Origin of the sequence: Tenebrionibacter intestinalis, assembly GCF_016632365.1 — a bacterium.
Classification (GTDB): domain Bacteria; phylum Pseudomonadota; class Gammaproteobacteria; order Enterobacterales; family Enterobacteriaceae; genus Tenebrionibacter; species Tenebrionibacter intestinalis.
Map to the genome: position 1 here is coordinate 26,277 of NZ_JAEPBH010000033.1, position 21,357 is coordinate 47,633.

15 protein-coding genes are annotated in these 21,357 nt (G+C 54.9%); all 15 read left to right on the forward strand.

Annotated elements, in window-relative coordinates:
- The first annotated feature begins 20 nt into the window (after window positions 1-20).
- The 15 genes from tssC to tssA all read left to right on the forward strand — a co-directional run bounded on the left by tssC (window position 21) and on the right by tssA (window position 21,341).
- A complete protein-coding gene (gene tssC, locus JJB97_RS12910) occupies window positions 21-1,568 on the forward strand; it encodes a type VI secretion system contractile sheath large subunit (protein WP_238714405.1) in 1,548 nt (515 codons plus the stop codon).
- A gap of 18 nt (window positions 1,569-1,586) precedes the next feature.
- On the forward strand, window positions 1,587-2,924 hold the full coding sequence (gene tssK / locus JJB97_RS12915; protein ID WP_238714406.1) for a type VI secretion system baseplate subunit TssK: 1,338 nt from the start codon (window positions 1,587-1,589) through the stop codon (window positions 2,922-2,924).
- Window positions 2,921-3,574: a type VI secretion system protein TssL, short form gene (tssL, locus tag JJB97_RS12920; protein ID WP_238714407.1), complete on the forward strand. Its 654-nt coding sequence runs from the start codon at window positions 2,921-2,923 to the stop codon at window positions 3,572-3,574. The genes tssK and tssL overlap by 4 nt, the downstream gene beginning before the upstream one ends.
- Window positions 3,575-3,577: 3 nt before the next feature.
- Window positions 3,578-5,302, forward strand: a complete 1,725-nt coding sequence (locus tag JJB97_RS12925; protein ID WP_238714408.1) for an OmpA family protein — start codon at window positions 3,578-3,580, stop codon at window positions 5,300-5,302.
- A 4-nt stretch (window positions 5,303-5,306) separates the two neighbouring features.
- Entirely contained in the window at window positions 5,307-5,798 is a 492-nt protein-coding gene (hcp, locus tag JJB97_RS12930; protein WP_238714409.1) for a type VI secretion system effector Hcp, read from the forward strand.
- A gap of 171 nt (window positions 5,799-5,969) precedes the next feature.
- Window positions 5,970-8,618, forward strand: coding sequence for a type VI secretion system ATPase TssH (gene tssH, locus JJB97_RS12935; protein ID WP_238714410.1), 2,649 nt, complete (start codon window positions 5,970-5,972; stop codon window positions 8,616-8,618).
- A 1-nt stretch (window position 8,619) separates the two neighbouring features.
- A complete protein-coding gene (locus tag JJB97_RS12940; RefSeq protein ID WP_238714411.1) occupies window positions 8,620-9,225 on the forward strand; it encodes a DUF2778 domain-containing protein in 606 nt (201 codons plus the stop codon).
- The gene (locus JJB97_RS12945; RefSeq protein WP_238714412.1) at window positions 9,222-9,449 is read left to right on the forward strand and encodes a hypothetical protein; all 228 of its coding nucleotides are present in this window, start codon (window positions 9,222-9,224) and stop codon (window positions 9,447-9,449) included. Before JJB97_RS12940 ends, JJB97_RS12945 begins: the two co-directional genes overlap by 4 nt.
- 79 nt (window positions 9,450-9,528) lie before the next feature.
- On the forward strand, window positions 9,529-12,069 hold the full coding sequence (locus JJB97_RS12950) for a type VI secretion system Vgr family protein (protein WP_238714413.1): 2,541 nt from the start codon (window positions 9,529-9,531) through the stop codon (window positions 12,067-12,069).
- Entirely contained in the window at window positions 12,070-14,007 is a 1,938-nt protein-coding gene (locus tag JJB97_RS12955; RefSeq protein ID WP_238714414.1) for a lipase family protein, read from the forward strand.
- Window positions 14,000-14,767: a hypothetical protein gene (locus JJB97_RS12960; protein ID WP_238714415.1), complete on the forward strand. Its 768-nt coding sequence runs from the start codon at window positions 14,000-14,002 to the stop codon at window positions 14,765-14,767. The genes JJB97_RS12955 and JJB97_RS12960 overlap by 8 nt, the downstream gene beginning before the upstream one ends.
- Window positions 14,768-14,927: 160 nt before the next feature.
- Window positions 14,928-15,194: a PAAR domain-containing protein gene (locus JJB97_RS12965; protein ID WP_238714416.1), complete on the forward strand. Its 267-nt coding sequence runs from the start codon at window positions 14,928-14,930 to the stop codon at window positions 15,192-15,194.
- Between the two features lie 3 nt (window positions 15,195-15,197).
- Window positions 15,198-16,358 carry a hypothetical protein gene (locus JJB97_RS12970; RefSeq protein WP_238714417.1) on the forward strand — a complete coding sequence of 387 codons (1,161 nt, stop codon included), beginning with the start codon at window positions 15,198-15,200 and terminating at the stop codon, window positions 16,356-16,358.
- Complete coding sequence (locus JJB97_RS12975) at window positions 16,345-19,749, forward strand: ImcF-related family protein (protein ID WP_238714418.1); 3,405 nt, start codon at window positions 16,345-16,347, stop codon at window positions 19,747-19,749. The genes JJB97_RS12970 and JJB97_RS12975 overlap by 14 nt, the downstream gene beginning before the upstream one ends.
- A complete protein-coding gene (tssA, locus tag JJB97_RS12980; RefSeq protein ID WP_238714419.1) occupies window positions 19,749-21,341 on the forward strand; it encodes a type VI secretion system protein TssA in 1,593 nt (530 codons plus the stop codon). The genes JJB97_RS12975 and tssA overlap by 1 nt, the downstream gene beginning before the upstream one ends.
- Window positions 21,342-21,357: the final 16 nt, after the last annotated feature.

The window sequence follows — 21,357 nt, forward strand, 5'->3', positions numbered from 1 at the left end:
TTAACGGATTAAAAAGGAAGATGCTGATGTCTGTAAAAAATGAGAATGCGGCTGGTGGCGAAAGCGTGGTGCTGGAACGTCCTGCTGCGGGCGGGGTTTATGCGTCCCTGTTTGAAAAAATCAACCTGAACCCGGTGTCCGAGCTGAGTGCGCTGGATATCTGGCAGGACGCGCAGGCGATGTCGGATGCAACGGCGGATGAACGTTTAACAGCGGGGATGCAGGTGTTCCTGGAGTGCCTGACAAAATCTGGCTCAAAAGTGGAGAAGCTCGACCGCAACCTCATCGACCACCACATTGCGGAGCTGGACTATCAGATTAGCCGCCAGCTGGATGCGGTTATGCACCAACCGGACTTCCAGGCTGTTGAAAGCCTGTGGCGCGGAGTGCAGTCCCTGGTGGATAAAACCGATTTTCGCCAGAACGTGAAGGTTGAGCTGCTGGATATGTCCAAAGAAGATCTGCGTCAGGACTTCGAAGACAGCCCGGAAATCATCCAGAGTGGACTGTATAAACATACATATATTGATGAGTATGACACCCCGGGCGGTGAGCCGATTGCCGCGCTAATTTCCGCCTACGAATTTGATGCGTCTGCGCAGGATGTTGCTCTGCTGCGTAATATATCCAAAGTCTCCGCTGCAGCGCATATGCCGTTTATTGGCTCTGCTGGCCCTAAATTCTTCCTCAAGGACTCAATGGAAGAAGTGGCAGCCATCAAGGATATCGGTAACTACTTTGACCGTGCTGAATACATCAAGTGGAAATCCTTCCGCGAGACGGATGATGCCCGCTATATCGGTCTGGTAATGCCACGCGTGCTGGGGCGTCTGCCGTATGGTCCGGACACCGTGCCGGTTCGTAGCTTCAACTACGTAGAAGAAGTGAAAGGCCCGGATCACGATAAATACCTGTGGACTAACGCCTCGTTTGCGTTCGCTTCTAACATGGTTCGCAGTTTCATCAACAACGGCTGGTGTGTGCAGATCCGTGGCCCCCAGGCCGGTGGTGCCGTCCAGGATCTGCCTATCCATCTGTACGATCTGGGCACCGGCAATCAGGTCAAGATCCCGTCAGAAGTGATGATCCCGGAAACCCGTGAGTTTGAATTTGCGAATCTCGGCTTCATTCCTTTGTCCTACTACAAGAACCGTGATTACTCCTGCTTCTTCTCGGCGAACTCCACACAGAAGCCGGCTCTGTATGACACCGCCGATGCGACGGCTAACAGCCGTATCAACGCGCGTCTGCCGTACATCTTCCTGCTGTCGCGTATTGCGCACTACCTGAAGCTGATTCAGCGCGAAAATATCGGCACCACCAAAGACCGTCGTCTGCTGGAGCTGGAGCTGAACACCTGGGTAAAAAGCCTGGTGACCGAAATGACCGATCCGGGCGATGAGCTGCAGGCCTCTCATCCGCTGCGTGACGCCAAAGTGGTGGTGGAAGACATTGAGGACAATCCGGGCTTCTTCCGCGTTCGCCTGTATGCGGTACCGCATTTCCAGGTCGAAGGCATGGACGTCAACCTGTCACTGGTTTCCCAGATGCCGAAAGCCAAATCGTAAGGCAAGGGGAAATCAGGGATGAAAATTTACCGCCCACTTTGGGAGGACGGGGCCGCTCTGGCCCCGCAACAGTTCCAGCAGCAGGCCCGCTGGAATGAGCACGTTGCCAGCATGGTCGCCCGGATGGGGTTTTCTCATCCCTGGGGCGTGGTAGCCGCAGAGTTTGATGATGCTGCTCTGGCGTTGTCTCGCCTGAATGCCACCCGTCTGGTGGTACGTTTCCAGGATGGCACGATTGTTGATACAGATCTGGCAGATAATCTTCCGTCAGTCTGTGATTTGTCCGCAGCACAGGGCAGTGAAACTGTTGACGTGGTTGTCGCGCTGCCGTTGCTGAGCGCCAGCGGTAGCAACCTTGATAACGGCCAGGACAGTGAGCGCCCGCGTCGCTGGAAAGCGGAACGTGTGGTGGTGCAGGAACTGGCCGGGCATGAAAGCGGCGAACTGGCCATTCTGCGTAATGCCATCACACTGCGTTTGTCCAGCCAGGAAAACACGGCATACCTGACCTGTCCCGTAGCCCGTCTGGTGCGTAATGCGCAGGGGCAGTGGAGCCGGGACCCGGCCTTTATCCCACCGATGCTGTCTGTTGTTGCCAGTCCGTGGCTTGCCACCGAGCTGGGTGACCTGCTGGTCCGTCTGCAGGCCCGTCGCCGTCGCCTGATGGCTATGCGCCGGGAAAGCAATGAGCGGATGGCCGACTTTGCGGTCGCGGATGTCTCCCTGTTCTGGCTGCTCAATGCCCTGAACAGCGCTGAACCCGTACTGACTGAATTGTTGCAGACCCCGTCCCGTCACCCGGAACTGCTTTACCGCGAACTGGCCCGTCTGGCCGGCAGCCTGCTGACCTTTTCGCTGGAGCACGATGCCAGTGATATTCCGGCGTACCAGCATGCTGTACCTGAACGGGTCTTCCCGCCGTTACTGGCCCTGCTGGATAAGTTACTTGAAGCCAGCCTGCCATCGCGGGTTGTCAGTATCCAGCTTGAGCATCAGGACCAAATCTGGAAAGGCTCCCTTCACGATGCGCGCCTGCGCGAAGGCGCTGATTTTTATCTCTCGGTGCGTTCCTCCATGCCGAATCACGAGCTCCAGACCCGGTTCCCGCAGATGTGTAAGGCGGGCAGCTTTGAGGATGTCTCGGATGTGGTGAACGTGGCGCTGAGCGGAATAGAGATCAAACCTCTGACGCATGTTCCCGCCGCGATCCCTCTGCGCCTGGAGAACCAGTACTTTTCGCTGGACCTGAGTTCTGACGTGGCCCGGACCATGCTTGAAATGGGCAGTTGTACCTTCTATACCCCGCGTTCTCTGGGAGAGGTGAAACTTGAACTTTTTGCGGTGCTGCGTACATGAATACATCAGAAATGAGTCAAATTGAGCGTACGTTCTACCCCGGCTGGCTGATGGCCAGTCAGCTCCGGGGCGGACAGGAGATCCGCGACGGGGAAGGGCTCTACCGCCGGGCCTGCCGCCTGGTGCAGGAGGCGAAAGCCGCGCTGACGGAGACAGGCTACAGCGATATCAGCCGGGAGCACATGGTCTATGCGCTGTGTGCCCTGTTGGATGAGAGCGTCCTGAATCGCGGGTCGACAGATGACGGTTACCTGACGTGGCGGCGCGATCCGCTGCAGGCGCATTTTTTTGGCACCCTGAATGCCGGTGAAGAGCTCTGGGAGCGTATTCGCAATCTGCTTAAAGAAACGGCACCTGATATGGCGGTGCTGACCTGTATGTACCGCACCCTTCAGTTGGGCTTTGTCGGGCAGTACCGGGCTGAAGACGATGAACGACGTGAAGATGTGGTACGGGCACTGGGTGAACGGGTGCCTGCCTTTACGCTTTCGCAGGATGCGCCGATTGTCGCAAGGGCTTCCCGTCTGCGCAGCGGTCGTCGTCTGTACTGGCTTTCCTGGATTATCGGGACGGCTGTGCTGGTGGGGCTGTGGTTCTTCCTTTCATCCTCCCTCACCGAACTGGTGAGTCAGACGGTCAGACCGGGGTAAAGGATGCGTGATGTTTACCGGAGTCTGTTAACCGCCCTGACGGGCGTACTGGCACTGTGGCTTATCCTGGGCTTCTGGCCGCTGTCGGTCGGGAGCCGTGTGGCACTCAGCCTGCTGGTCATTCTGTTGTGCGGGGCGATGCTCTGGCGTCAGCGGCGGGCATCACAGCGGCGGGCACAGGCACTCAGGGATATTGTGGACGAGAGCCTGCCCCCGGAAGATTTTCAGGGCGCGGTCATTCTGGTGTGTGGCGATAACCGCGCACTGTTCGCTGAGTCTGTCCGGCATCGTGAAACCCGTCAGGGCTGGTATCTGCGGGTAAAAGACGCAGAACAGCTGCCCTTGCTTGCCCAACATCTGAGTCTGATCCGTCCGGCGTTGGTGTCACAAATCTCCGTCATGCTGGCGGTGGTGCCTGAAAAGCACACATTCGGTGATGATTTTACCCAGTCTTTGCGCGGCTGGCAGCGTGTCGTCGTCCAGTGCCGCTCGGCATTTGGCACTCTCCCCCCGCTGTGGACCGTGACCTGGGTATCGCCTCCTGTGGCTTGCGCAGAGGCAGAGCCCGTCTGGTTTACCACGGTCAGTCAGCGGACCGGCATTCAGGTATATCAGCCCGGTCAGGGTAATGTGTCACTGACGGAATGGACCCGGGAGACAAGAGCAGACGGACGCCTTTCCCGTCTGAGTCAGATTTTGTGGCTGGACGGTCTGCTTGCCTGGCAGAACAGCGCGGTCAATGACCTGCTTTCGGTACGACAGGGAGAGCTACCGGCAATGAAGCCCTGCGTGCAGGGCATGTGCATGGTGCCGGTGAGCGGTATCGCGGGCAATCTCTGGCAACAGCACATCACCGCCGTGACGGCGCTGCCACCGGATGCCGTTGTCACCACAGAGCCACTGCCGCTGCCTGAATTGCTGCTGCCGGCGTTGCCACGCCGACGTGGTGTCAGCCGCAGAATGGTGTTCTGGCGTTATGCCGGATTACTGGGCGGGATTTTTCTGGCACTTGCCATGCTGGCGTCCTGGATGAACAACCAGCGTCTCATTCGTAATGTTGGCGATCACCTTGCGTTATATCACCAGCTGACGGGTAATCCTGTTGCACCGAAACTGCGTGCGCAGCAGCGCCTCAGAGCCGATGGCGCATTGCTGGACGACTGGCAGCGTCGCGGGGAGCCACTGCGTTATCGCCTGGGGCTGTATCAGGGGCTGCGTCTGGTTCCACCTATTGAGGCCGCCGTCAGCGACTGGGCTCCACCTCCACCGCCTCCACCGGTCATTAAGAAAATCATTCAGGGCCCGAAAACCATTCGCCTCGACAGCATGTCGTTGTTCGATTCGGGCAAATCGGCGCTGAAAGCCGGATCCACCAAAATGCTGGTGAACTCGCTGGTCGGCGTTAAGGCGAAGCCGGGCTGGCTGATTGTCGTGTCCGGCCATACCGATAACACCGGTAACCCGAAGCTTAATCAGACGCTGTCCCTGAAACGTGCCGAAGCGGTACGCGACTGGATGCGTGATACCGGTGATGTGCCGGAAAGCTGTTTTGCGGTGCAGGGCTATGGCGAAAGCCGTCCGATCGCAACGAACGACACCCCGGATGGGCGCGCGCTCAACCGCCGTGTCGAAATCAGTCTGGTACCGCAGGCCAATGCCTGCCAGATACCGGGCCTCACCCAGGCGCCATCGCAGGATGATGGCGCATCACAACACAATGGAGAGTAATTCCATGGCAATTCCTGTTTATCTTTGGCTGAAAGACGACGGCGGCGCGGACATTAAAGGTTCTGTAGACGTTCAGGATCGTGAAGGCAGCATCGAAGTGGTTGCACAGCAGCATAACCTGTACATCCCGACCGACAACAACACCGGCAAGCTGACCGGTACACGTATCCACACCCCGTTCCTGTTCACCAAGGAAATCGACTCCTCCAGCCCGTACCTCTACAAGGCTGTGACCACAGGTCAGACCCTCAAGTCTGCGGAATTCAAGTGGTACAAAATCAACGACGCGGGTCAGGAAGTTGAGTACTTCAACACCAAACTCGAGAACGTGAAAGTGGTGAAAGTGAATCCGGTGATGCATGACGTCAAGGATCCTTCTTTCGAGAAGCACAACCACCTCGAGCAGATCGAGCTGCGTTACGAAAAAATCACCTGGACCTACAAAGACGGCAACATCATTCATTCCGATTCCTGGAACGAACGCGCCACTGCGTAAATCGCATGCGGACAGGGCCCTGTCCGCAGTTTTTTGCTGAGTGCCTGTACGTAACGGGCTTTCAGCAAAGAAAACCACAAACTGCCAGCCTGACCATATGCGCTTTGGTCCCCTTCACGGGAAACAGCGATGGGCGGTAGCGTGTCCAGGAACCGACAAAGAGAGAGATTCATGGAAAATCCAGCCATCCTGTTGCGACGTCTGAACCCTTACTGTGCCCGTGCGATGGAAGGCGCAGCGTCGCTCTGCCAGACCCGCACCCATGCGGAAATTTTGCCGGAGCACTGGCTGCTGAAGCTGCTCGAACAGGGAGAAGGTGATCTGACGGTGCTGGCACGCCGCTACGAGTGGGATATGGACGCCATCTGGCAGGATTTGCTGGACTGGCTGGACAAGCAACCGCGCTCAGTTCGCCATCGTCCGCAGCTGTCTGCTGCCATTCAGTCTCTGCTGCAGGAAGCCTGGCTGATTGCTTCTCTTAACGGTGAGGAACAAATACGCAGCATCCATCTGCTGATGGCGCTGGTTGACAAACAGAAACTGGTTCGCTGTGACGGGCTGTGGCCGCTGCTGACGCTGGGCCAGAGTCAACTGGAACGTCTGCGTCCGCTGCTCGACGCACAGTCGGATGAACGCCCGGACGTGCAGCGTGAAGCAAAGCTGGCACAGAGCCACGGTGGAGAGGTGGAGTTTGTTGGCCGTCCGGTGGGTGCAGAACTGAAAGAGGGGGAGCTGACCCCGGCCCTGCAGAATGCGCTGGATAAATTCACGCTCGATGTCACCGCCAAAGCCAGAGAAGGCAAAATCGACCCGGTCTTTGGTCGTGATATTGAAATTCGTCAGATGGTGGACATTCTCTCGCGGCGTCGCAAGAACAACCCGATTCTGGTGGGTGAACCAGGCGTCGGCAAAACGGCGCTGGTGGAAGGTCTGGCTTTACGTATCGCTGAAGGCAACGTTCCGGAAAGCCTGAAGCCGGTTATTTTGCGCACCCTCGACCTTGGCCTGTTGCAGGCGGGGGCAGGAGTGAAAGGTGAGTTCGAACAGCGCCTGAAAAACGTCATCGACGCGGTGCAGCAGTCACCGGTGCCGATTTTGCTGTTTATCGACGAAGCCCACACCATTATCGGTGCCGGTAACCAGGCGGGGGGCGCGGATGCAGCGAACCTGCTGAAACCGGCGCTGGCGCGTGGCGAACTGCGCACCATCGCTGCCACCACATGGTCTGAATACAAACAATATTTTGAGCGCGATGCTGCCCTGGAGCGCCGCTTCCAGATGGTGAAAGTGGACGAGCCGGATGACGATACCGCCTGCCTGATGCTGCGCGGTCTCAAATCCCGATATGCCGAACACCATAACGTGCACATCACCGACGATGCGGTCCGTGCCGCGGTTACGCTGTCCCGTCGCTACCTGACCGGCCGCCAGCTGCCGGACAAGGCTGTTGATTTGCTGGATACCGCCGCCGCGCGCGTGCGCATGAATCTTGATACCGTGCCGGAAGCCATTGTACGCCTGAAATCCCGTCTGATAGCGCTTGGAATGGAAACACAGGACTTGCTGGAGGACATTGCCGCAGGCGCATCGTCACACGGTGACCGGCTGGCAGTCATCGACACGCTGCGTACGGAGCTTGAATCGGAGCTGAAAACGCAGGAAGCCCGTCTTGAGGTAGAGCGCCAGCTGGTCGGGGAGCTGATAGCCTGCCGTCAGGACATCAGTCGTCAGACAGATATTCACACCCTACAGCAACAGCTGGATTTTCTGCAGCAGGACGGTGCACTAATCCGGCCGGATGTGGATATCCGCATGGTTGCCAACGTGATTGCAGACTGGACGGGGGTACCACTCTCTTCACTGATGAAAGATGAACAGACCGAACTGCTGACACTCGAAAATGAAATCGGTAAACGTGTGGTCGGGCAGGACGTGGCGCTGACCGCCATCGCCCGGCGCCTGCGTGCGGCAAAAACGGGTCTCACTTCCGAGAACGGTCCGCAGGGCGTGTTCCTGCTGGTTGGCCCGAGTGGCGTCGGTAAGACCGAAACTGCACTGGCGCTGGCGGACGTGCTGTACGGCGGTGAGAAATCCCTCATCACCATCAACCTGTCCGAATACCAGGAGCCGCACACGGTGTCGCAGCTGAAAGGCTCGCCGCCGGGTTACGTGGGTTACGGTCAGGGCGGCATTCTCACCGAAGCGGTTCGCAAGCGCCCGTACAGTGTGGTGCTTCTCGATGAGGTGGAAAAGGCGCACCGCGACGTGATGAACCTGTTCTACCAGGTGTTCGACCGCGGCTTTATGCGCGACGGCGAAGGGCGCGAAATCGACTTTCGCAATACCGTCATCCTGATGACCTCGAATCTCGGTAGTGACCACCTGATGCAACTGCTCGATGAACAGCCGGAGGCCACCGAAGGCGACCTGCACGAGCTGCTGCGCCCGATATTACGCGACCACTTCCAGCCGGCGCTGCTGGCCCGTTTCCAGACCGTGATTTACCGCCCGCTGGCGGAAGCTGCCATGCGTACCATCGTGGAAATGAAACTGGCTCAGGTCAGCAGGCGTCTGAACCGTCACTACGGCCTGACCACGCAGATTGATGAGAGCCTCTACGACGCGCTGACCGCCGCCTGCCTGCTGCCGGATACCGGTGCGCGCAACGTCGACAGCCTGCTCAGCCAGCAAATTCTGCCGGTGCTGAGTCAACAACTGCTGACCCACATGGCTGCGAAGCAGAAACCACACTCCCTGACGTTCGGCTGGAATGATGAGGAAGGGATTGTACTGGCGTTTAATGAGGCGCACGGAGGCTGAAATGCAGATTTGCATGTTGGATTACGGCAACCTGTCGGCGGATGGCAAAACGGCGTACCTGAAATGCTACGGCATCGGGACGTTTGAAGTGCTGTCGGGGATTGAGCGCTATATTAATAACCCTGACTGTACCGACCATGAGAAGGCGGCTATTCCACCCGGTACATACTGGGTGACCGACAGGCCTGCCGGCAGCCTGTATAACCGCGTCAGGGCAGAGGCGATTGATGCGTGGCATGGTTACCGGGATCATCATTCTGAATGGTTTGCCCTGTTCAGTGATAAAACCAAAAAAGACTGCCTGAATGTGAATGGCCTCAACCGCACGGGCTTTCGTCTTCACCCCCTGAACAGCGATGGCACCGGCGTTTCCTGGGGCTGTATCACCCTGAGACGTTACAGCGATTTTCACCATCTGCGCCGCCTGTTGTTGAAGCGGGGGACCTTTCCGGTGCCAGGCGGGAACGGCCTGATGGCCTGGGCGCGTATCGATGTGCGCAGTACGCCTGATTTCAGTCAGTGCGAGGCAGAGGTCAGAGAAAAGGAAGACGCTGACAAGCGTCGTGCACAACAGGCCCTGAAGAAACGCACGGAGAGCGCAGAATGAAAATCCTGCTCGTACTGGTCCTGGCGTTGCTCGGGTCGTTCTTCCTTCCCGATGGCAGTCTTACCGATTTTGTCATCAACCACCTTCCGGTGCCGGGAGACGGCGAAGAGGGGATGGATAACCTTGCGATGACGGTCAACCTGATAAAAGCCCTGCTGAGCGGCGTCGGAGCATACCTCCTGCTGACCCTGCTCCACTGGCTGCGCAACCGTCTGAATAAATAGTCCGTTTTCTTCTTCTCTGACCGATACTGGCCCGCGCCAGCCCTGACGGAATAACCAAATACACAATGGAGTCAACGCCATGAGCCTGACGGATACCCTGAACACGATGGTGGCCACCGTCACCGGAAAAGCCCTGAATCGCTATCGCCTCGATATCCCTTCCTGCACGGCCGATATCGACGTGGAGGACTTCAGTGGTTCAGAAGCGATGAGCGAGCTTTACAGCTACACCATCAACTTCACCAGTGCCGACAAGAACATTGATGCCCGCCAGATGCTGAGCAAGCCGGCGACCCTGACCATGGGCGCGGGCAATTTGCGTTCCTTGACGGAGCGCAAGGTGGTTCACGGGGTGGTGACCCGTTTCGAGCGTACCGGTGGCTCCGCGGATGAAGCGCAGTACTGCATTGTGCTGGAACCGTTCCTGGCATTACTGGGGAATCAGTTCCGTACTCATCGCTTTTTCGTTAACAAGTCGGTGCCGGAAGTGGTTGCAGAGGTGCTCACGGAGCATGGCCTGAAAGGCTGGGAGTATGAATTTACCCTCAAAGCCGACTATCCGAAGCGTGAGCAGATTAACCAGTATCAGGAAAACGACCTCGCCTTCATTGAACGCTTGCTGGCGGAGGTGGGTATTTTTTATTTCTTCACCCTGCAGCCTGATACCCAGACCGAAGTGGTGCACTTTGCGGACAAGCAGAGCGCGTGGACGTTTGGTAAGAAACTACCGCTGAACAGCCCGTCAGGGGCGAATGACAATGCGGTCGACTCGGTGTGGGACGTGCACGTGTGGCACAACGTAGTGGAGCGCTCGGTCACCGCCAGCGATTACAACCACCGCGAAGCCCAGAACGTACTGACGTCCGTGCTGGCGGACATGACTCGCGGGGACGGGGAAGGGAACACCTACGGCGATGTGTACCATTATCGCCCGCGTCACCTTGAACGTGGCGACAAAATTAACCCCGCAGCGGAAACAGGTAACTTCTGGGCACGCCTGGAGCATGAACGCTACCTTTCCACCCAGACCACTGTAACTGGCAGCAGTACCGACCATACCCTGGGCCCGTCTCAGGTGTTGACTATCACCGAAACTGCTATCCCGCCGACGCTGCCGCGTGAAACCGAAAACGGTCTCGTCATCATCAGCGCCGGTTACTCTGCCAGCCGTCAGAGCGCGCTGAAGGTGGAATGGGCGGCTATGCCGTACTACGAGAACCGATGCTGGCGTCCAGCCGCGAAAAAGCGTCCGGTGGTCAGCGGCACCCTGATGGCGCGTGTGACCAGTGCCAAAGATAACGACATCTACGCCTGGCAGGATGCATCCGGCATGTACCGGGTGAAGTTTGATGCCGACCGCGACGACAAACGTCAGGGCATGGAAAGTATGCCGGTGCGCTTCGCCAAGCCTTACGGGGGAGACAAGTACGGCTTCCACTTCCCGCTGATACAGGGTACTGAAGTTGTCATTGCGTTCCATGAAGGCGATCCTGATCGTCCGTATATAGCTCACGCCTTGCATGACTCCCGTCACGTTGATCACGTCACTGAAGCCAACAGCACGCGTAACGTTATCCGCACAGCTGGCCTGAACAAACTGCGGATGGAGGACAAGCGCGGCGAAGAGCACATTAAGCTCAGTACCGAATACGGGGGTAAGACCCAACTGAATTTAGGGCACAACGTCAATGCTTCCAGGGTTCTTCGTGGTGAAGGGGCAGAGTTGCGCACTAACGACTGGGTCAGCGTTCGTGGTGGTAAGGGCATTCTGCTTACTGCAGATGCTCAGCCTGACGTCGGCAGTAAAATGCTTGAAATGGACAGGGCTGTAGAACAACTGGAGCAGGCACTCACGCTGGCAAGAAGCCTCCAGGCTGCTGCGAAAGGAGCGAAGGCAACTGTATCCGATATCGACAGCCAGAAGACACTTAATCGTTCACTGAGATATCTAAAAATGCCAGGAATGCTGGCCAGTGCACCTGCTGGTATAGGCATTCTCAGTCCTGAGGCTGTCCGGCTTGCTTCAGGCGGGGCAAGTATTGGTCTGATGTCCGGGAAAAACACGGATATCAGCACCGGGCAATCGTTCACTGTAGCGGCAAGCGAGGCTGTAAGTTTGTTTGCACAGGCTGCAGGAATGAAAATGTATGCCGGGGCAGGGAAGGTTGATATTCAGGCGCAGGCGGATGCCATGAATGTCTCGGCGCTACAGGACATCACCATCACCAGTGGTCAGGGAAGTGTAAAGGTGAATGCCAGCCAGGAGCTGGTTTTAAGTTGTGGGGGCGCTTATATAAAGCTTAGCGGCGGGAATATAGAACTGGGATGCCCGGGGAATATTTTACTGAAAGCCGCGAATGTCAATCAGACCGGACCTGCCAGTTTAGATACACCACCTGTGACTTTTCCTAAAGGGTACAGCGAAGGGTTTACCACAACGTCATCAGCCAGTGGGGCAGTCAAGCCCTTCACCACATATAAAATTACGACGGCTGAAGGGGACGTTTATGAGGGCATTTCTGGTGCAGATGGAAAGACATCTCCAATATTTACGTCTATGCCATCGCAGTTAAAAATTGAATATCCGCGAAATATTGCCGGTAGCCAGGAGGGCGAATAAATGACTACAGCTGTATCCTCACTCTGCCGTAAAAATCCCCATGCTCCATGTGACGAACAAATGCCTTACTGGGTCGAGTTTCAATTGGTTGATGAGCAGGGCGATCCGGTGGCAAACATGCCATGGACTGTGGAAAGTGCTCATCCTGACTCCGGCCCTGTTGATAACTTTACGCATTCTGGCCAAAGCGATGCGAATGGGCTTATTCGTATTGATATGCCGCATGGACTTGAACTGAGGTTGACGTTAGATGGTAATCAACTGACAAAGGAAATGGAAAAGCGCTCTCTTCGCGTTGGTAGGGATGCTATAAAAGATTCGATTGTTCGCCCAAAAGCAGAGGGAAATGGTTATGTATGGCACTACGCTGTCGTAGGTGAGTTATGCCATGGAAAACCTGATTTGCAGTTAAGAGATGGGGAGGAGTTGCCCTTATTTCATTTTCCAATCAGTAGTTCATTTCAGGGTGTTAAGGTCAGAACAAATGAGCTTGAAAAACGCCATGTGATCGAAATTTGCCCATTTAGAGCCTGGGAGTTAGTGCTCCATCACCAAAATGATTACTCTATGGCAAATGCCATTAATTTAGGGTTGGCCTCAGATTTAGCCTATGATGATATAGATACCATCACGAAGTATTTTATTAATAAATTCCAGGATCTATCGACGATACCATCCAGAAAAATTGGTCAATCAACTATTAATGCTTTAGTCGTTGATGTGCCGTATTCTGATAGATATTTTCTTCCAATAGATATCGATTCGACCAAAGCTGATGATCCTGAAGGGGATACTCAGCTTTATTATGTCTACAATAATAATAAAGTAGTCATTGCGTGGCGCGGAACTGCCAGCCTTACAGATGGGATAACTGATGCTTCTTTCAGGCCAGTAGAGTCCGATAGTTGCAGTATTAAATCTGAATGTACTTCATTAGTTCCTGCTGGGAAAGTACATACGGGATTTTGGGCTGGCTATACCTTAATTGAAAGAATTTTTGAAAATCAGATTAATGAACTTAGCAATAAAATCGAAGGTAGGGATTTGTTCATTTGTGGTCATAGCTTAGGAGGATCGCTGGCATTAATCCACTCGGCAAGGTTAAAGGAAAGCAAACCACTTCTTTATACTTATGGTATGCCAAGAACGTTCACTAAAAATGCTGTAGATGTATTATCAAGTATTACTCACTATCGGCATGTAAATGATCAAGACCCAGTACCATCAGTTCCACCTGAGGCCGATTTGGATAACCAGTTATATAAATTATGGGGCCCATTGGGAACAACACTTGGTTTTTTATGGTCCGTCGTTGAGCTTACAGCTTGGCAAATTGTAGAGTGGGGCGATTGTTTTTGGCATCATGGAAACACGGTCGCATTTTTAACCACAACTCAAAGCAGAAAATGGCAGCAGTGTAGTATTGAGCTTCCTTATCCGAGAAATTGCATGACCATTCAGGCAAGGCTTCCTGAAAAAGTTAAGCTTTATCTTGTACCTTCCCTAGCTCTTCAGGAAGCTAAACAATCCGGGCAAGATCAAAAGGATTTTAAAGCTACACTTACCAAGGAAGATCTTAAAGAATTTTTCCCTGAAGGTATGAATCCAAATAGAGGTATTCCAGCTAATGTTGGAAATCATCTCCTGACATCATATATGCCCTATATAAATAATAAATTACTAGGGTTAGCTTATGAAAAAGAGTTGAGCGATGGAAAGACCTTCACTGAGCATGCGGATAAAGTAGCTTCCTTTGAATTACAAATGGATCATTATTCAGGTGAGATTCCTAAGAATGAGTTTGACAGAAATAAAAAATTTCTTTCACTCGAGGGGTTACTAAAAAACTCGCTTAACTCAACCGTCTCAGCCGCATCCGGATCTGATGCTGTAAAAAGATTTGGCCATTATGGAGAAGAGGACATAGAAAATGTATAAGAGATTTAATTTATTCATCTTACTTCAGGCTGTTTTTTTGCTAAATGGATGTGCTCAGGCAACTGACAGAACATTATCACCGCCATCGGATACTGAATGGGTAGATGTGCAGATAAAAAATCCTTCACCGTATACAAAGCCTTTTCCTCTTGAAGTGTTGTACGTATCAACGACGTGCAAGCGTGAATTGATGAGTATGCGAGATGGTCAGCATTATGAGAAAGTGGGACTTAATCCAATAAAAATACCTCTTCAGGAAAAGAACTCATCCGGTGTATGGATTGCAAAAATAGCAAAAGATGGCGGCGGTAAGTGCAACTGGAAACTGAGTGAGTTCAATTTGGGTATTGAATATGTTGATGCTACCCACCTTGGGAAGGGTTTAGTTCTAGGAACAGCCGTTGGTGCTACAATTGCATTTGATGACAATGCAACAAAAAATGGTCTATTTAAAGTATTTGAAAACCCTGAACTTTTTTTATCTCCAGCGTACTATCCTTTGATACAAACCAATAAACGTATCAGCGCAAACGATATGTTGAATTTATTTGGTGAGAAGGATTTTATGCAAATAAAGATGGTTTCTCCTGCCCAAGCTATTCAGGTGATATTTAAACCAACTCTTGATGAATCTAAACTTGTTAAAATGATTGCTCCAAAAGAGCATAAGGTTGGAGCGTTTTATAAAATTATCTATCCGGATGGCTCGGTTGTGTCCGATGGAACAACTCACCCTGATGTAAATAAGTTAAAGGATTAATTTATGTGTAAGGGACTAAATAAATTATCCCTCTATACTTTAATGTTCTTTATTGTTGGTTGTGTCAGTGCAGATGAGCGAATATTATCGCCATCATCCGAGATTTCTGATTTTAATAAAATCAATGCGAAGTAACTGCTAATAAATATAGGTGTTTATTATGTCCAATGGCATCGTTTTGCTCGGTGATAAAACTTCTCACGGCGGAAAAGTGATCTCTGCCTCTTCCAATATTACTGTCGACGGAAAAAAAGCCGCATTAGTTGGTGATATGGTTAGTTGCCCGATAGAAGGGCATGGAACTAATCCTATCGTGGAAGGATCACCGCACCGGACATTTAATGGTCGCGCTGTTGTCGTCGATGGCTGCAAATGTCAGTGTGGTTGTACTGTAATTTCAAGTGCTCAGAACAGCACAGTAGGATAATCAATGGGCTGGGAAAGGACGAAAGCAACAACAATGGAGTTGCCTCGTGAGCCATCTTTTACGGGATGGCTGTTAGCAGGAGTTGTTGCCGCAGTTGTGGGGGTTTTGCTGTTTATCCTGCATGCGTCAGGCATGGTTAAGACACTAGCTGCATTCAATATCTGGTGGCTGGCATCCAGCCCGATTCTTGGCTGGTTTTTCCTGTTTTGTTTGCGGGGGTGGCTGTGGGGCAGAACAGTCAGCGAACATCAGTTTTTGCAGAAGGAAGCTGAATACGGGCAGCAACAGTGGGAAGCCTGGGCTGGGCGCTATCTGGCCGTACTTGGAAGCAGCATACTGCTACCTTCCGGAGTGACCTCTGACGCCATTGCTAAATCTGATGCTGCAGATGCGCCGCGATTTCTTTCACTGACCAGCCATTTTGATGCGAAATCAGCGAAGTCCACTTCCTTACTCGAACAGGGTCTGGCCAGTGTACAAAGCGCGATCGCTATGTTGCCTGCGATAGTGCCGTTCAATGTTACCATTGTGAGCGACTTGACTTCGCCGGACTTCGAGACCCGGTTTCGTGAATCATGGGGAAGAATTTACCCTGGTCGTGTGCTGACAGGTTCGGTTTCGTTTTGTAAAACTCTCTCTTTTGCCTGGATCGAAGAGCGCCTGAAAAATCCCGTTTTCGATATCGATCTGATCCTGATATTGCAGCATCAGGGTGCTGAACAGTATTCCGATGCACTCGCAGCGATGGTACTTACCAGCGATGATGTTGCTGAAAAATACCAGCTTTCACACTCTGCCCGCATATTGCGACCGATGCCGCTGGACATGACTAATTTCAGGGCTGATATAGGTTTGTTCCTCGAAACACAAACGATCGCCTGTCAGACGTCAAACGTGTTTTGTGATTACGGGCACTGGAATGGCTGGTTTGCTGATCTAATGACCGCGTCTCAATCGCATCTGACACCATGGGTGCCCCAGGAAATTGATGTACTGGAAAAATATAACGGAATTCCAGGGGGCGGGAGTGCGTGGCTTTTAGCCACATTACTGGCCGACATAGTGTTCGTCAGCAACAAACCTGTTTTAGGGTTGTTTACCTCAGGTGCTGATCGTTTTGTCAGTACTGTTACCTCAGGGAGTGGAAATAATGATGCCGGGTAGTACATGGAGCAGAGGGGGGCTTGTCGGCATAATAGCCTGCATCTCAGCGATTATAGTGGCCTTGATCCTGCATTTGGGGCCCTCGTATGGCCTTGATACCCGACTGAAGCAAGTGCTTGCATTTGTTGCCGTATGGATAGTATTGCTAATTGTTTTCTATACGCCGTTCATGTTCCGGTACATGCGGGAAAAGTATCACCGCTGGCGGGAGCAGAAGAACAATGCGTTGCCTTCTGATGAATCAAGAGTTGCCCTGACTCCGCCTCGCAATGTCACCGTTGATACCATCCGCCTCGCCATGCGCAACCTCTACGGTCGCCGCTGGGGCTGTAAAACGCGCATTCTGCTGATAACTGGCCCCGCCGCTGAAGTGGAGCAACTGACCCCAGGCCTGACGGGCCAGCTCTGGCAGGAAGACCGGGGCACGCTGTTGCTGTGGGGCGGCGACCTCAATACCCCAGCCGACAGTGCCTGGCTGACCGCGCTGCGTAAACTGCGCCATCGCCCGGCTGACGGACTGGTGTGGGTGACCTCGGCTTTTGACCAACTCTCAGTACCAGGGCTGGAGCAGCCGCCGCCGGTACCGTCAGAAAGCACCATGGATTCCCTGTCTCATGCCATCAGCAGCCGCATGGATGCGCTGGGCTGGAAGCTTCCGCTGTATGTCTGGTCCCTGCACCCGCGCGCCGGTAAACCGGAAGGTCGCATTACTCAGGCGACTGGCTGTCTGTTGCCTGCCGATTGTCGTACCGAAGCGCTGGCAGAGCAACTCTCCGCCCTGACGCCAGATCTGACTTCACAGGGTCTGCAGCAGACCTGCAGTGAGGTGAAACATAACTTCTTACTGACGCTTGCCGACCAGCTCATTCGTGAGCCACAGAGTGTGACCGCACCGCTGTCGGTGATGCTTAATCCGTACCGCCCGCTGCCGCTGGCGGGCATCGCGTTCAGCCAGCCTTCAGCTGGTACTGAGCGCAGCGTTCAGCACCACTGGGGCATGGATAAACGCTGGGATGTGCTGCCTGAATCTGTCCGGATGCTGCCTGTCGGACTGCGTCCGCGCAAACCGGGCATTCCATGGCGTAAAGTGTTTGCATCGGTTGTCGCCCTGGCGATGATGGGCTGGGCTGTGTGGATGGGCATCGCGTATGTCACCAACCGCAGCCAGATTGACGGTGCTAATGTACAGGCCGCACTTGCCGCCCGACAGAATCAGCCGCTGGAGCAGCGCCTGCATGCCCTGTCTGAACTGCAGAAAACCCTGGCTCGTTTGCAATACCGTTCAGAGCATGGCGTGCCGTGGTACGAGAAGGCCGGGCTGAGCCAGAACAACGCCCTGCTGGCGGCACTCTGGCCGCGTTATCAGGATAGCGCACTGCCGCTGTTGCGAGATGCATCTGCAAACCATCTGCAAAAACAGATTAATGCCTTTAATGCACTGCCGCCGGACAGCCCGCTGCGTGAGCAGATGGCAAAAACCACTTATGACCAGCTCAAGCTCTACCTGATGCTGGCCCGTCCGGAACATATGGATGCCGCCTGGTTCAGCTCTGCTTTGCTGAACGACTGGCCCAAGCGTAACGGTGTGAAAGACGGGGTCTGGCAGGGGATGGCTCCCTCTCTGTTGTCGTTCTGGGGCGCGCAACTGATTGCGCATCCGGAGTGGAAACTCCGTACTGATGAGGGCATGGTCAGCCAGGCGCGTTCCCTGCTGGTTCGCCTGATGGGCGTGCGTAACAGTGAATCTACCCTGTACCAGAAGATGCTCTCTCAGGTGGCGCACCTGTATGTCGATATGCGCCTCGAAGATATGACCGGGGATACCGATGCATCCCGTCTGTTCAGCACCACCGAAATTGTGCCGGGCATGTTTACCCGCCAGGCCTGGGAGCAGGCGGTACAGCCCGCCATTGAAAAAGTGGTGAAAGCTCGCCGGGACGAACTCGACTGGGTGCTCACGGACAGTAAGCGTCAGGTGAATAAACAGGATGAAACCTCACCGGAAGCGCTGAAGCAACGCCTGACGGAGCGTTACTTCGCCGACTTTGGTGGTGCCTGGCTGGAGTTTCTGAACAGTCTGCGCTGGAACCAGGCTGCGACGTTGTCGGACTCCATTGACCAGCTGACGCTGATGGCCGATGTGCGCCAGTCCCCTCTTGTGGCATTGATGAACACACTTAACATTCAGGGGCGCACCGGCCAGACCGGCGAGGCGATTTCTGACTCCCTGGTGAAATCCGCGAAGAACCTGCTGGGCGGTGACAACAAAGATGCCTTTGACCAGAGTGCCGGTGTTCACGGGCCGCTGGATGCGTCCTTTGGTCCGGTACTGGCCCTGATGGACAAGAGCCGCACCGGTGCGCAGGAACTGAGCCTGCAGTCGTACCTGACCCGCGTGACGCAGGTCCGTTTGCGCCTTCAGCAGGTGACCAACGCCGCCGACCCGCAGGCGATGACTCAGACCATTGCCCAGACGGTATTCCAGGGAAAAGCCGTGGATCTGACTGAAACCCGCGACTACGGAAGTCTCATTGCCGCCGGTCTGGGGCAGGAGTGGAGCGGCTTTGGGCGGACGGTGTTTGTGAATCCGATGGAGCAGGCCTGGCAGCAGGTGCTGACCCCGGCGGCCGACAGCCTCAATGTCCAGTGGCAGCAGGCAGTCGTGGCTGATTGGAACAGTGCTTTTGGAGGCCGTTATCCATTTAACAACTCCAGCAGCGATGTTTCTCTTCCGCTGCTCGCCAAATACCTCAACGCGGATTCCGGGCGTATCGCCCGGTTCCTGCAGACCCGCCTCAAAGGTGTGCTGCACAGAGAGGGCAACCACTGGGTACCTGACAGCATCAACTCGCAGGGCCTCGCCTTTAACCCGGCATTCCTCAACGCCATTAACACCCTGAGTCACATTTCGGATGTGGCCTTCACCGAAGGCAATGCTGGCATGAACTTCGAACTGCGCCCGGGCACAGCCGATGGGGTGATGCAGACCGACATGATTATCGACAGCCAGAAGCTGACTTATGTGAACCAGATGCCGGCGTGGAAGCGCTTCACCTGGCCTGCTGATACTGAAGCCCCGGGGGCCAACCTGAGCTGGATTAGCACGCAGGCCGGGACCCGTCAGTACGCCGATATTCCGGGTAGCTGGGGGCTGATTCGCATGCTCGATAAAGCCAGCGTAAAAGCATATCCGGGCGTGGGCAGCAGCTACAGCCTGAGCTGGAAGGCCCCGGACGGTCGCATGCTCAATTATACCCTGCGTACTGAAGCGGGTGAGGGGCCGCTGGCGCTGCTGAAGCTGCGTAACTTCCGCCTCCCGGAAACCATATTCAGCACGACCGGCGCTGCGGCATCAGGTCAGGTCGCCAGCGATGCAGAGGAGGTCTACTGATGAGTACGCTGAACACGTTACTGAGTGCCTGTCAGGCAGAAGAGGAACCATTACTTGTAGCAACCCGTGAGCGTGTGGCGCAGTGGGATAACTGGCTGCAGCCGCTGTCCGGACCCTCGCCCGCTGGCGAAGACCCAGGCTATGACGATGACTTCCAGCAGATGCGAGAAGAGGTCAATAAACTCTCCGGCGCGGATATCGAACTCATCTGTCGTCTGGCGGAGAAGCTGCTGACCACCACTGCCAAAGACATTCGCGTCGCGACGTACTACTGCTGGGCAAAGCTGCATCGTGAAGGCGAGCAGGGGCTGGCTGAGGGCCTTGAACTACTGACCGGACTACTGGAGCGCTTTGGTACACAGCTGCACCCGCAGCGTGACCGCAGCCGTAAGGCCGCGCTGGAATGGCTGGGCGGTTCGCGTATGACTGACAGCCTCTCTCTCTACCCGGAAGTCGTCAGGGAAAATGCGGAACGTACCACCGGTGCACTGCTGTTGTTAGCACATCTTACGGAGAAAGAAGCGGAAGAAACCCGCCCGGAGCTCAATGCGCTGTATGGCGCGCTAGAAAGCCGGTTGCAGAAAGGCGGGGGCGTGGATGCGGTGGTGCCACAGAATGTCTGCAGCGAACCGCAAAACCCGATCGGTCACAGCGATGCCCCGTCAATCGGGCGGATCACCTCCGGTCAGGATTTGCTGGCCCAGGCCCGCACCCTCACCGAATACCTGCGTGAACAGCCGGATGGCTGGCTGTCAGCTCACCATCTGATGAAAAGCCTGCGTCATGACACCCTGCGGGCCATTCCGGCACCGGATGCACAGGGGCGTACCCGTATCGAACCGCCAAGAGCAGACCAGCGTGCGTTGCTCAAGCGTTTGTATCTGCAGCAAAACTGGGCTGAGATGCTGGAAACGGCGGACAGCACCTTTTCCCGCGGTGCCAATCACCTGTGGCTGGATTTGCAGTGGTACATTCACCAGGCGCTGACGAAATCAGGTCAGGACACTCTGGCTGGCATCATTGCTGCCGACCTGAAAGGACTGCTGACCCGCCTGTCCGGGCTGGAGACGCTGGCGTTCAGTGACGGTACGCCGTTTGCGGACGAAGTGACGCTGAACTGGATCCAGCAGAGCGTGCTTGATACCACGGGCGGGTGGGGCAACGACACGCCATCAGTCCCGGTCACCGCCGGTAACGATGACATTCTGGCGCTGGAGCCGGAAGCCGTGGCACTGGCCGACAGTGAAGGCCTGGATGCCGCGCTGGGCTGGTTGCAGACCCGGCCGGGCATGACCACCGATCGTCAGAAGTGGCTGTTGCGCCTGCTGATGGGTCGCATTGCTGAGCAGTACGGAAAAAATGACTTGGCGGTGCATCTGTTTGCAGAGCTGGGTGAGCGTGCAAGAGAAGTGACCCTCAGTGAGTGGGAGCCAGAGCTGCTGTTTGAGGTACAGGCCCGCCATCTGAAACTCCTGCGCCTGAAAGCCGGTCGCAGCGAGGCTGACAAAGCACGCCTTACGCCGGTGATGGACCAGCTGCTGGCCGGACTGATAACCGTTGACCCTGCTCGCGCCGCCGTACTTTGCGGTTAGATCCACAGGAATATGA

Coding starts and splice junctions, on each gene's coding strand:
- hcp (WP_238714409.1), top strand. CDS start 5,307: ATGGCAATTCCTGTTTATCTTTGGCTGAAAGACGACGGCGGCGCGGAC.
- tssA (WP_238714419.1), top strand. CDS start 19,749: ATGAGTACGCTGAACACGTTACTGAGTGCCTGTCAGGCAGAAGAGGAA.
- tssL (WP_238714407.1), top strand. CDS start 2,921: ATGAATACATCAGAAATGAGTCAAATTGAGCGTACGTTCTACCCCGGC.
- tssC (WP_238714405.1), top strand. CDS start 21: ATGCTGATGTCTGTAAAAAATGAGAATGCGGCTGGTGGCGAAAGCGTG.
- JJB97_RS12945 (WP_238714412.1), top strand. CDS start 9,222: ATGAAAATCCTGCTCGTACTGGTCCTGGCGTTGCTCGGGTCGTTCTTC.
- JJB97_RS12965 (WP_238714416.1), top strand. CDS start 14,928: ATGTCCAATGGCATCGTTTTGCTCGGTGATAAAACTTCTCACGGCGGA.
- tssK (WP_238714406.1), top strand. CDS start 1,587: ATGAAAATTTACCGCCCACTTTGGGAGGACGGGGCCGCTCTGGCCCCG.
- JJB97_RS12925 (WP_238714408.1), top strand. CDS start 3,578: ATGCGTGATGTTTACCGGAGTCTGTTAACCGCCCTGACGGGCGTACTG.
- JJB97_RS12940 (WP_238714411.1), top strand. CDS start 8,620: ATGCAGATTTGCATGTTGGATTACGGCAACCTGTCGGCGGATGGCAAA.
- JJB97_RS12960 (WP_238714415.1), top strand. CDS start 14,000: ATGTATAAGAGATTTAATTTATTCATCTTACTTCAGGCTGTTTTTTTG.
- JJB97_RS12970 (WP_238714417.1), top strand. CDS start 15,198: ATGGGCTGGGAAAGGACGAAAGCAACAACAATGGAGTTGCCTCGTGAG.
- tssH (WP_238714410.1), top strand. CDS start 5,970: ATGGAAAATCCAGCCATCCTGTTGCGACGTCTGAACCCTTACTGTGCC.
- JJB97_RS12955 (WP_238714414.1), top strand. CDS start 12,070: ATGACTACAGCTGTATCCTCACTCTGCCGTAAAAATCCCCATGCTCCA.
- JJB97_RS12950 (WP_238714413.1), top strand. CDS start 9,529: ATGAGCCTGACGGATACCCTGAACACGATGGTGGCCACCGTCACCGGA.
- JJB97_RS12975 (WP_238714418.1), top strand. CDS start 16,345: ATGATGCCGGGTAGTACATGGAGCAGAGGGGGGCTTGTCGGCATAATA.